The following is a 12,217-nucleotide window of genomic DNA, read 5'->3' as shown; positions in this document are numbered from 1 at the left end:
AACTACAATAGATTAATCTTAAGTAACCTATTAATATTATATATTTTGCCAACTTATTTGTAATTTATTCAATTACAGCATTATTTATTTTAAATTAATGGTTTTAGTTGTAAAACAAATATTTTTAGGGTAAAGTGTATATTACAGACTAACAAAAGGAGGAAAAGGTATGATAAATATTTTTGATTCCCATGCCCATTATGATGATGAAGCTTTTAATGAGGATAGAGATAAGGTAATAGAAGAACTTAAAGAAATGGGAGTAATCGGAGTTTTAAATTGTGGCGCATCTTTTGATGGTACAATACAATCAGTTGAATTGGCAGATAAATATGATTTTTTTTATGCTGCAGTTGGAATTCATCCAGAACATGCAGAGGATTTTAATGATGATGTGTTAGGTAAGTTAAGGCTTCTTGCAAAAAATAAAAAGGTTAAGGCCATTGGAGAAATTGGACTTGACTATTACTATGAAGAAAATCCAGCTAGAGATATACAAAAAAAAGTTTTTAGAGCACAAATGAATCTAGCAGATGAATTAAAACTGCCTGTAGTAATTCATGACAGAGATGCACATGAAGACACATTGAGTATTTTAAAGGAGTTTCCACAAGTAAATGGAGTAATACACTGTTTTTCAGGTAGTGTGGAATTTGCACGAGAATGTTTGAAGCTTGGTTATTATATTGGTTTTACTGGTGTAGTTACTTTTAAAAATGCAAAAAAGATAATTGAGGTAGTTAAGGAAGTACCTCTTTCTAGAATGTTAGTTGAAACTGACTGTCCTTATATGGCACCAACACCTTATAGAGGTAAAAGGAATAGGTCAGATTACATTAAATATATTATAGAAAAAATAGCAGAAATTAAAGGAGTAACAGAAGAAGAAATATCAAAAGTTACAATAGATAATACTAAGAAATTATTAAATATATATTAAGTGTAAACAGGGAAAGCCTGTTTATTTTTTTGCTATTAAAATGATTAAAATTCTAAAATATGTCATATAATTAAATGTATTACATTTTTAGGAAGAAAGTATCGCACATAATTGTGTATTCATAGGTATTGTCTATTTTTAACAACCTCATATTAAAGACTGCAAATTAAATTTATTACTGCAATCATTTATTTTTTTTTCCTTATGCATAGTTATGCATTTTAGCAGTCTAATAATTTAAGCTCAGGTGGAGTATTTTAAATGCCGCTTTTGCTTAGGGGAGGTAGTAAAAAATGGATAAGTTGAAAAATGCTTTAAAAAGCTGTTTTTCAAATGGACCTAAGACAATATTTATTTTATTATTGATACTTATCGGCATAACTTCAATTATTGATGCCGCTGAAAAAACTGTAATTGTATCAATAGATGGTAAAGAAACAAAAATAAATACTTATAAAAACACTTTTCAAGATGTATTAAAGGAAAATAACATAGTTTTAGGTCCTAAGGATAAGACAATACCAAGTTTAGACACTGTACTTAAGAAAAATGACAGAATAGATATTAAAAAGGCTGTAAATATAATTGTAACTGTAGATGGTAAAAATTTAGAAATTCAGACTGCAGAGGATACAGTAGACAAAATGTTTAAAGCAGAGGGCATAAACATAGATAATAATGATAAAGTTATGCCTGGAAAAGATATACCTATACAAGAAGGTTTAAAATTAACAGTTACAAGAGTTGAGTCAAAAATTATTGAGGAAACTCAGCCTATACAATTTTCAACTAAATTAACCAATGATACAAAGCTTGAAAAAGGAAAGAGAAAGGTACTTCAAGAAGGTCAAACAGGTGAGAAAGTAATAGCTACAAATGTAGTATATGAAGACGGAAATGAAGTATCAAGAACAGTGATAAATGAAACTGTTACAAAAGCTCCAGTTGCAAAAGTGATAGCTGTAGGAACTTATGTTGCTCCTAAGGTTACTAAACTTGTAGCTTCTCGTGGCGGAAGCGGTTTAAGTACTATAGCTTCAATAAGCAATACTCAGATTAAAACCAGTTTTACAGTTAGAAGTACAGCATATACAGCAGATTATAAAAGTACGGGCAAACGGCCTGGAGATCCTGGTTTTGGAAGGACTGCAACTGGTACTAGAGCTAGAAGAGATATTAGTGGCTATAGTACTGTAGCAGTAGATCCAAGAGTTATTCCTTATGGTACTAAAATGTATATTGAAGGTTACGGCTATGCAATAGCAGAGGATACTGGCGGAGCTATAAAAGGAAACAAGATAGATGTTTTCTTTAACTCAAATGCAGAGTGCATGCAATGGGGAGTTAGAACAGTAACTGTTCATATCTTAAAGTAAAAAGATTTATTTTTGAAAGAAAGCAGAACATTACTGCTTTCTTTTTTCTTGACATTTTAGTATAGTTATTTCAAAATATAATGAGCAATTAAAACTAGGGAGATATGGTTTATGATAAAAGAAGTAATAGTGGTTGAAGGAAGAGATGATGTAACTGCTGTTAAAAGGGCAGTTGATGCAGAAGTTATAGCAGTAGGCGGCTTTGGCATAAATGCAAAAGTAATAGGAAGAATAAAGGAAGCTCAGAAGAGACAAGGTGTTATCGTGCTTACAGACCCGGATTTTGCAGGAGAAAAAATAAGAAGGATTATAGCTAAAAGGGTACCAGGCATAAAGCATGCTTACATAACTCAAAAGGAAGGAAGCAAAGATGGGGATATAGGAGTTGAAAATGCCTCTCCAGAAACTATAATAAGAGCACTTCAGTCTGCAAAGTGTGAAATAAAAGACAAAAGAGAAGAATTTAATGTTCAGGATTTAATATTCTTTGGTCTCACGGGAGATAATAAAGCTAAGGAAAGGCGGGAAGCACTTGGAAGAGAACTTGGAATAGGCTACTCTAATTCCAGCCAATTTATAACTAGATTAAATAACTATGGAATAACTCGTGAGGAATTTATAGAAGCTTTAAAACGTATTGAAATAGGAGAAAAATAATATGAATCAGGTATCAACTAAAGATATAGTTAAAAAGTATGGATTTAAATTTACAAAAAGTTTAGGACAAAATTTTTTAATAGATGACAGTGTGCTTATGGATATTGTTGAAGGCGCAGAAGTAAATAGTGAAGATTTTATTATAGAAATTGGACCTGGGGTAGGTACACTAACAAGAGAGCTTTTAAAAAGGAGTAAAAAGGTGTGCTCTATAGAGCTTGATTCTGAATTGATTCCAATTTTAAATGAAGAATTAAAAGAATTTGATAATTTTGAACTTATACATAAAGATGCTTTAAAAGTAAACTTTAATGAGCTTATAGGAGATGAAAAGTCTGTAAAGGTAGTTGCTAATCTTCCTTATTACGTAACAACTCCAATAATAGCAAAGCTTTTAAATGAAGGCTATAATTTTAAATCGCTAACTATTATGATTCAAAAAGAAGTAGGAGAAAGAATAGCAGCAAAGCCTAATTCAAAGGATTATGGTTCACTTTCCATTCTTGTTCAATATTATTGCGATACAAAAATTATAAGAAAGGTTTCACCTGCATCTTTTATTCCACAGCCTAAGGTTGAATCTATAGTTATTAAATTGGACAAATTAGATAAGCCAAGAGTTGAAGTAAAGGATGAGAAGCTGTTTTTCAGACTATGCAGAGAAGCTTTTAATATGAGAAGAAAAACTTTATGGAACGCTTCAAAGAATTTAAAGCTAGATTCTAAGCTTATGGAAGAAGCTTTTAATTGTGCAGAAATAGATCCTAAAAGAAGAGGCGAAACTCTTTCACTTCAAGAGTTTGCAAATCTTTCAAATGCTATATACAGCTTAACCCATACAAAAAGTTAAACATACTTTTTGTATGGGTATTTTTTTATTATTGTTCACTTTTCTAATTGCATTTCATATACTATATTGAATAATTTTTTTGGAGGGACAAGAGTTGACGCAAAAAAAGAGCTACAGTAGATATTTTATAATACTACAAGAAGATGAAAAAGGTTATGCTTTAGCCTCTGACAAATTGCCTTCTGGTTATGCTAAATTGGAAATAAAAAATGATAAATGCAAAATATCTTATTACGTCCAAAACTTAAAAAAAGAAAGCGCACCTTACTATATGATATTAATCTGTGGTAAAAAAGACGTTAATAAGCTTATAAAGCTTAATGAACTGAACATAGACGACCACGGAAGGGCAGAGGTATGTTATGAATATCCAGCAGAAAATGTTGCTAACTGCGGCATAAATATCGACAAGGTTATTGGTGCCGGAATAGTTAAGTTTATGAATTCAAATTTAATACCTGTTATGAGCGGTTTTACAACAACGGATATTCCAGAATGGAAAAGTTTTACTGTAATTGAAGAAGAAATGAAACGAAATGAGGATAAAGAAGTTAAGGAAGTTAATAAGGTTAAGGAAGCTGAAGTGCTGGAGAAAGTAGTAGAAAATAAAAATGAACAGGCTGAAGAGATAAAAGCAGAGCCGGAAAATATATTCGATGAGTATGAGCAAAAAATTGAAGAATTAAAGAATAAAGATAATAACAAAGAAAAACCTGTACAATCTGAAGAGGAAAATATGAAAAGAGATAATATAAACCAGGAAATAAAAGCGGACGAAGTTGAAGAAACCGATGAATATGAAGAAACGGATGAAGTTGAAGAAACCAATGAATTTGAAGACAGCAGGCATAAAAAGAAGAAGAGTAAAAAAGACAGCTGTGAGGATAAAGAAAAGTCAAAACATGAAGATAAAAACTATCCTAAAGGCAGAGCAGGAGAATTCTTTATGAACTTGGCTGCTGGATTTGAAGAGTTAGAAGGTATTTGCACTGAAATTAAAAGATGCAGGTGGTTTAAAGTACCTGTAAACAGGCCAGAGGATATGACAAACTGCAGAGAATATAATAAATATACTGTAGCTTACTACCCAATGATGAATTACTATCCTTATATTAATAAATTTGGACATTTTGTATTAGGTTATAAATGTGATAAAGATGGTAAAATGAAGTATTTAATCTACGGTATACCAGGAACAAAATCAAGAACAGATCAGCCTTTTGGAGGAAAAACAGGTTTTGTAACGTGGGTTCCATTAAGAGAAGGAGAAGAAGATGAAGATAGCTTTGGATACTGGCTTATGTTCTATGATTTCAGAAATTCAACAATTGTAATACCTGTAAAATAAGATAAGCTTTAGAATGAAGAATGAAAAGTTCTTCATTCTATTTTTTACTGCTTGTACATATAATTAAATAACAATGCTTATAGGTAGGGGAGGATAATGAAATTAATCATATTAAACAGAAAAAGAATTGGGGTCACTATAATTATAGTTGGTCTTATGTTAGTTTTATTTGGTCTTGAAAAAAAATTTGATGATAGGTTAAAATATGTAGCTTTAATGCAGAACAATATAACCTCTCTTAAAAAGTATGATGTGCCTGAACTTAATTTCAGTTATAAGCTTCCTAGTGAGTGGATAACTAAAAAAGAAAATTTTGACGGAGAAGAGATAGTTTATCATAATAATTTTGAATCAGAGGATGCAATTATTCATGGATTTGTTCAAGTGTGGAATATGAAAGAAGATTTAAAAAACTTTTTAGACAAGAGCAAGGAGTCAGGAGTAAAATATGCAAGTTATAAGCAGTATGAACTTATTCCAATAACAGTAAAGAAACATGAGGGATATTTAATTATATTTACTATGAAAACTTCTGAAAATGCTGTTTTTAAGGGTTATGAGTATTTTCTAAAAGATAAAGATAAATTTTTCAGATTTTCATTCTATGTTAGAGAAAAAAATTTTAAAGAAAATATGCCTACTATATTTAAAACTATAGTTGATACTTTTGAAGTAAAGAAGTAAAATCATTTATTTATAATTCGTTGATTTAGTATGATTAAAGTATTATAATTTATTTAAAGTAAAGAGAAGCAATAGCTTCTCTTTTTTAAGGAACATATAAGGATAAGGGGAGAAAAGGTGTTGATACAAAAAAAAACTTTGCTTAGTCTGTTTTTAGTAATATTTTTAATTTCATTATTTTCTGGTTGCGATAAAATAGATGAGCTAAAGGTTAGGCTTGGTATGAAAAATAATGATTTTGAATATATAAAACAGGGAAAAATTAAAAAAATAGTAATTCAAAGTACAAGAGATCCTGGATTTAGATTTATAGTTACTGATAAGAATGCTATTTCAGAACTTTATGACATACTTTCTCAAGCAAAGCCAGTTCAGGCTAAATCCGCATTAGAGCCTGATTATATATTTGAAATGGAAGAAGGCATAAATAAGGTATATAAATTTAACTATATAGCTGGACTGGATAAAAAAGATGCAGGAAATCTATATAGTGATGATAAAATTTATATTGTTTCAAAGAGAATTGATAATGACATAATTAAAAATTTTTGGAATGTTAGAAAACCTAATGATTTTAATGAAGTTTACTATGGGACTTTACTTAGTCAGATAGAGCAGTATTCTCAGGGAGATGGAAAAGGAAAATCAATCGGCATCAATATTTATGATGATGTAGAAGCAGCAAAATTTATCCTTTCTACTGATTTAGAAGAATTTAAAAGCAATTTATCACTTAAAGTTAATAATGCTGAACTGATTGAGCCGTCAAAAACCAATGGACAAACTAAAGTTTATGACGTTACTATGAGTATAAGAACAGTAGGTTATAAGACTTTCTTATACAAATGTGAGATTACCTTCTGGGATAATACAAATAAAAGTGAAAAAAAATATTATATACAAGTTTCGGATAACTTTAAGGATGGAAGATGGAACACAAAGGTATATACGGAAAATGATAAGCCATCAACCTTTTAGTTTAAGGCACATGATAAAATTTTGAGTATTTGTCACGTGCCTTAAACTACACAATTTGAACATGGAGGGGAATATATGAAAAAGAAGATTATTATTTGGATTATTATAATAGCAGTTATAGGCGGAATAATATCTTTAAGAGTAACTGCCAAAAACAAGGGAAAGGTTATAAGTGTTAAAACCTCAACTGTTCAGCAGGGAGATATAAAATCCTATCTTTCAACTACTGCTACTATAAAATCAAAAAACAGTAAGGATTATTATCCATTACAGGGGAAGGTTAAAAAAGTAAACGTTAAAGTTGGAGATGTAGTAAAGGCTGGTCAGGTTTTAGTGGAGTATGAGATAACAGATCCTAACATAGCTGTTAAACAGGCTCAGATAAACTATGACAATGCTGTGCTTACTAAACAGATGTATGTTAATAGCAATAACGAAATGAAAAATAAGATGGCTGATTTAGATAAGCAAATTGCGGATTTAGAAAATCAAATTGCTGCATTAAAAACAAACCCAGAAGAAGCAGCAAAGGCAGCAGCTTTAGAAACTCAAAAGGCTCAACTGAAACAGCAAAGAGATGCTTTAAAACTTCCGTTTACAAATGAACAATTAAAACAAGCGGATAATGCAATATCACTTGCTAAAATTAACTTAGATACAGCAAAGCAGAATCTTTCAAAGAGTCAGGATAAGATTACAGCAAGTTTAGATGGGGTAGTTACTGCTGTAAATGTTACTGAAGGTGCTGCTACTGTGGCAAGTTCTCAAGCAGCTGTAACAGTTCAAGATGTTGACAATTTAAAAGCTGTTATGTCTGTTGGAAAGTATGATGCAGATAAAGTTCAAATTGGACAGGAAGCTATAGTTAAAAGCGGTACTAAGGAATATAAAGGTAAAGTATCTTTTGTAGATCCAGCTGCTAAAAAGACTGTATCAGCAACTGGTTCAGAAACTATTCTTGGTGTGGAAATTGATATATTGGATAAACCAGAAGGCTTAAAAATAGATTTTGACATAGATGTAGATATACTACTTGGCTCAGTAACCAATGTATTAAAGGTTCCCGCTGAAAGTATAAGAACAACAAAAGAAGACAAAACCTTTATTTATTTGATTGAAGGAAATAAGGCAGTTGAAAAGGAAGTTAAGCTAGGTCTTCAGTCAGATATGGAAGCTCAAGTTGTTGAGGGAGTAAAGAATGGAGATAAAGTAATATTAAATCCTTCTGAAAATATAAAGAGTGGAACTCTTGTTAAGGAAGCCTCAGGAGATGATAAATAATGTTAGAAATAAAAGACGTAGTTAAAAGATATGTAACGGGAGATATAAATTTTACTGCACTTAAAGGGGTAAGCCTTAAAATTGAAAAAGGGGAATTTACTTCTATAATGGGGCCTTCAGGTTCAGGAAAATCTACAATGATGAACATTTTAGGCTGTTTAGACAGAATGGACAGTGGAACTTATATTTTAAATGGTCAAAATGTATCAAACCTTACTGATAAACAGCTGGCTCATATAAGAAACAGGGAAATAGGTTTTGTTTTTCAAGCTTTTAATCTGCTCCCAAGAATGACTGTGCTTGAAAATGTTGAGCTTCCAATGGCTTATGCAGGAGTACCTAAAAAAATAAGAAGAGAAAAGGCATTAATGGCTCTAGATAAGGTTGGTTTAAGCGATAGAGTTAAGCATAGACCTAATGAAATATCAGGAGGTCAAAAGCAGAGAGTGGCAATTGCAAGAGCTATAGTGAATACTCCTGCAGTTATCATGGCTGACGAACCTACTGGAAATCTGGATACAAAATCTTCCGTTGAAATTATGAAGATATTTCAGGATTTAAACAACGAAGGTGCTACCATTATAATGGTTACACATGAACCGGATATAGCACAGCATACTAAAAGGGTTGTTAGGTTCAGAGATGGTGAAATAGTAGATGATTATGAAGTTAAAGACAGGATAATATTATGAGGGAGGGTTGCATTTGAACTTTTTATCAAGTTTTGCGGAAAATTTTAAAATGGCTATAGAAAGCATAAAGGCCAATAAAATGCGCTCATTTCTTACTATGCTCGGAATAATTATAGGTATAAGCTCAGTAATTACTATAGTATCCCTTGGACAAGGTGGTCAAAATACAATAACAGGAGAGTTTGAAAAGATAGGAGCAGCTACAGTAAATGTATCAGTTGATACTTCCAAGGCCGAGCAAAACGATTATATAACCTATAAGGATATAGAACAAATTAAACAGAAAGTAGATACTGTAAAATATATAACTCCTACTGTAACAAAAAATGGAGTGGCAATATCAGAAACAAAAAATAAAAGAGCAAGTATTACAGGGGCTAATACTGATATATTCCCAATTCAAAATGTTGAAATGTTATATGGAAGAACTTTTAACGAAAGAGAATATGTTGAAGGGAAACCTGTTATAGTAATAGATGAGTATGCAGCAAGAGAACTATTTGGATATACTGATGTCGTTGGGAAAAGTATAAAAATAGGAAGCAGACAGTCTCCAGTTAAAGCTACTATTGTAGGAGTTTACAAATTGGATATGGGAGGCTTTGCCTTTGATGTAAGCCAGATGCCTGTTATTGCTTATGCTCCATCAACCTTTGTAGAGACTGTATATTCTGGAGAAGCCCCAATAGATAGGCTCACACTTATGGCTGTTAATAAAGATAGCACAGATGCGGCAGGAAATGGTGCTAAAAACATACTTGAAAGCAGACATAATAGTAGAGGAAAAGGTAAATATAAAGTAGAAAATGCACTTAAGCAGCTAGATCAGATAAATAAGGTTCTTGGAATTTTTACTGCTTTTATAGGAGCCGTTGCAGCTATATCACTTATAGTAGGCGGTATAGGAGTTATGAATATAATGCTTGTTTCTGTAACAGAAAGAACAAGGGAAATAGGTATAAGAAAAGCTATAGGAGCAACTACAAGTGCAATACTTCTTCAGTTTTTAACAGAGTCAGTTATAATATCAGTAATCGGCGGAATAATCGGTATGATAGCTGGAATTACGGGTGCTTATTTTATAGGCAGCTTTGCAAACATAACTCCGTCACTATCAGCTGGAGTTATAATCGGGGCAATACTGTTTTCTTCAGCAGTTGGAATATTTTTTGGGATATATCCTGCTAGAAAAGCCGCTAATTTAGATCCTATTGAGGCACTTAGGTATGAGTAAAAAAATAACATATGAAAGTGAAAAGTTTAGTTTTGAAATAGTGGATAGAGTAGGAGGAGGAGATGCCTTTACAGCTGGGCTTATTTACGCATTAATGGAAAGATTTGAACCACAAAAAACTGTCGATTTTGCAACTGCTGCTTCAGCCTTGAAACATACTATAAAAGGAGATGCGAATATTTCAAGCAGAGAACAGATAGAAAGCCTCTTAAGAAGTAGTTTTGAAATTAACAGATAGCTTAAAGGTTACAGATTCATAATTTAACAGAAGATAAATTTTATATAGTATAATCCTTCAAATGAAACAGTATTAGTTGATTGCATAAATTTAGTTTTATATAATAAAACAACAGCACAAAAAAGCAGCGGCTGATTTTAGAAAGAAAGCTAATAAAATACTGGCAAGAAATTTAAAATAGAATATTTGAAGTTATGTAGAAGAAATGTACGTTTTCTAATTTTAAAGTAAATGATTAACTTGTAACACTAATTTTAAAATACCACAGGAGCGTTTAGGCTGAGGTTTCCTGTGGTATAAATATTTTGTATAAATTAGTTATAAAGCAAATTTTAAACTTTCATGCTATTTGTGTTTATATTGTGAATTTTTAAATTATTTTCCGATCTTCTGGAATTCAAATCGTTTTCTATTTGAAAAAGCGTCTTTTTATCTATTTTATATCCAAAGGTGAAAATTATACCTCCTAAAAGAGAAAGGATTGAGGGAATCACTATGCATACAAGAATAATACCAGTGATTGCAGAAGCAGTTTGCTGAGTGTTAGGAACATAACCTGTTGCAGCTAGAACATAACCTGGTATCGCTCCTCCAAAACCCATTCCAGCTTTTGTCACGAAAGAACTAAGTGATGCAATTGCACCTTCAGCACGTTGATTGAATTTCCATTCAACGTAGTCAGTGTTATCAGCTTGAATACCATAGTTAAGTGCCATAGTTAAACCGCCGCCTATAGCGCCTATAATAGAGCAAATATAAAATAATTGTAAATTTGTAACGTTAATAAGTCTAAGTAAAGGGAATATAGCTGAAATTAATATGCCTGTACAGAATACTGCTTTTTTTCCAAATTTATTACTAAGAGGAGCGGAGAATATAAGGCCTGGCATCATTCCAGCAACTGATAGAAGACCAACAACACTAAGTACTTCAGGTTTGTGCAGGATATAAACAGCAAAGTACATTCCAGTAGCACTAGTTGCTGCCATACTGATTCCACTAAATAATGAATTTAAAAATGCAACCGCAACAGGTCTTAATGATATAATTGGGAATATGTCTTTAAATTTATATTTTTCTTGCTCTATAGGCTGGATTCTTTCTTTAATTCCTAAAGTACCAATAATAGATAAAGCTAAAACTAAAATTACTGCAATCCATACTAATGTGATATAACCTTGTTTAGGATTTGAAGATTTTGCTATAACAAGCGGAGCTGCAATATTAAAGCCCATTATTCCTATCATATAAAAAGTTCCCTTAATAGAACTTAAAGTGTTTCTTTCATTTGCTTTATCTGTCATTACAGGAATCATGCTGTTTAATGGAATATCCATAAAGTCAAAGGTAATTCCTATTAATAGGTATGAAATATATACTATAATAAGTTTAGCTCCAGGAATTAAAAGAGGTCCAAACCAAAGCAGCAGGTAATTTAAAGAACATATAATAGAACCTATAATTAAATAAGGTCTAAACCGTCCCATTTTTGTATTTGGAAGATGGTCTACGATAAATCCCATAATTGGATCATTAATTCCGTCTAATATACGTGCTAAAAGAAATAATGTAGCTACTGATGCTGAATTAAGACCAACCACATCAGTATAAAATATTAGTAAAAAAGAATTTACAAGTGCCATTATTGGAATATTTCCTAAATTTACAAGAGCAAAAGCGCTTTTCTCAAGAAAATTAATTTTCTCACTATGTGTATTTTTGATAATCATGTGAACCTCCCCAAAAATTATATAATTTTATTATGTATGATATAAAATGAGAATGTTTTATATGTCTTAATATGCACCTCCTTTATTTAATGTTAATAGTTTTAAAAAAGATTATATTTATGTTGTGTTTAAAAATGTTTCTGCTAAAATAATATGTTGTTTTGAAAAAGTTTACTATAACGAAGTTATATAACAAATATGACCATTTT

General features: G+C 31.3%; 12 protein-coding genes. 11 read left to right on the top strand and 1 reads right to left on the bottom strand.

Annotation, left to right across the window (positions count from 1 at the left end; translation table 11 throughout):
- Window positions 1-169 precede the first annotated feature (169 nt).
- The 11 genes from M2651_RS06710 to M2651_RS06660 all read left to right on the top strand — a co-directional run bounded on the left by M2651_RS06710 (window position 170) and on the right by M2651_RS06660 (window position 10,278).
- The gene (locus M2651_RS06710) at window positions 170-940 is read left to right on the top strand and encodes a TatD family hydrolase (RefSeq protein WP_252131579.1); all 771 of its coding nucleotides are present in this window, start codon (window positions 170-172) and stop codon (window positions 938-940) included.
- Window positions 941-1,233: 293 nt separating this feature from the next.
- Window positions 1,234-2,316, top strand: a complete 1,083-nt coding sequence (locus tag M2651_RS06705; protein WP_252131578.1) for a resuscitation-promoting factor — start codon at window positions 1,234-1,236, stop codon at window positions 2,314-2,316.
- 111 nt (window positions 2,317-2,427) lie between these two features.
- On the top strand, window positions 2,428-2,973 hold the full coding sequence (rnmV, locus tag M2651_RS06700; RefSeq protein WP_252131577.1) for a ribonuclease M5: 546 nt from the start codon (window positions 2,428-2,430) through the stop codon (window positions 2,971-2,973).
- A 1-nt stretch (window position 2,974) separates the two neighbouring features.
- Window positions 2,975-3,823: a 16S rRNA (adenine(1518)-N(6)/adenine(1519)-N(6))-dimethyltransferase RsmA gene (gene rsmA, locus M2651_RS06695; protein ID WP_252131576.1), complete on the top strand. Its 849-nt coding sequence runs from the start codon at window positions 2,975-2,977 to the stop codon at window positions 3,821-3,823.
- Window positions 3,824-3,917: 94 nt separating this feature from the next.
- Window positions 3,918-5,171 carry a DUF7922 domain-containing protein gene (locus tag M2651_RS06690; protein ID WP_252131575.1) on the top strand — a complete coding sequence of 418 codons (1,254 nt, stop codon included), beginning with the start codon at window positions 3,918-3,920 and terminating at the stop codon, window positions 5,169-5,171.
- Window positions 5,172-5,267: 96 nt separating this feature from the next.
- Complete coding sequence (locus tag M2651_RS06685) at window positions 5,268-5,855, top strand: PsbP-related protein (RefSeq protein WP_252131574.1); 588 nt, start codon at window positions 5,268-5,270, stop codon at window positions 5,853-5,855.
- A 117-nt stretch (window positions 5,856-5,972) separates the two neighbouring features.
- The gene (locus tag M2651_RS06680) at window positions 5,973-6,833 is read left to right on the top strand and encodes a YhfM domain-containing protein (protein WP_252131573.1); all 861 of its coding nucleotides are present in this window, start codon (window positions 5,973-5,975) and stop codon (window positions 6,831-6,833) included.
- A 75-nt stretch (window positions 6,834-6,908) separates the two neighbouring features.
- The gene (locus M2651_RS06675; protein ID WP_252131572.1) at window positions 6,909-8,114 is read left to right on the top strand and encodes an efflux RND transporter periplasmic adaptor subunit; all 1,206 of its coding nucleotides are present in this window, start codon (window positions 6,909-6,911) and stop codon (window positions 8,112-8,114) included.
- Window positions 8,114-8,806 carry an ABC transporter ATP-binding protein gene (locus M2651_RS06670; RefSeq protein WP_252131571.1) on the top strand — a complete coding sequence of 231 codons (693 nt, stop codon included), beginning with the start codon at window positions 8,114-8,116 and terminating at the stop codon, window positions 8,804-8,806. The genes M2651_RS06675 and M2651_RS06670 overlap by 1 nt, the downstream gene beginning before the upstream one ends.
- A gap of 49 nt (window positions 8,807-8,855) precedes the next feature.
- A complete protein-coding gene (locus M2651_RS06665) occupies window positions 8,856-10,040 on the top strand; it encodes an ABC transporter permease (RefSeq protein WP_252131658.1) in 1,185 nt (394 codons plus the stop codon).
- Complete coding sequence (locus M2651_RS06660; protein WP_252131570.1) at window positions 10,033-10,278, top strand: PfkB family carbohydrate kinase; 246 nt, start codon at window positions 10,033-10,035, stop codon at window positions 10,276-10,278. Before M2651_RS06665 ends, M2651_RS06660 begins: the two co-directional genes overlap by 8 nt.
- Window positions 10,279-10,610: 332 nt before the next feature.
- Here the strand turns inward: M2651_RS06660 and M2651_RS06655 are convergent, their stop codons facing one another.
- The gene (locus M2651_RS06655) at window positions 10,611-12,008 is read right to left on the bottom strand and encodes an MFS transporter (RefSeq protein ID WP_252131569.1); all 1,398 of its coding nucleotides are present in this window, start codon (window positions 12,006-12,008) and stop codon (window positions 10,611-10,613) included.
- Window positions 12,009-12,217: the final 209 nt, after the last annotated feature.

This window comes from Clostridium caldaquaticum (genome assembly GCF_023806125.1).
GTDB classification, from domain to species: Bacteria; Bacillota; Clostridia; order Clostridiales; family Clostridiaceae; genus Clostridium_AT; species Clostridium_AT caldaquaticum.
Note: the sequence above shows the minus strand (reverse complement) of the source record. Positions and strands in the feature narration are given on the sequence as shown.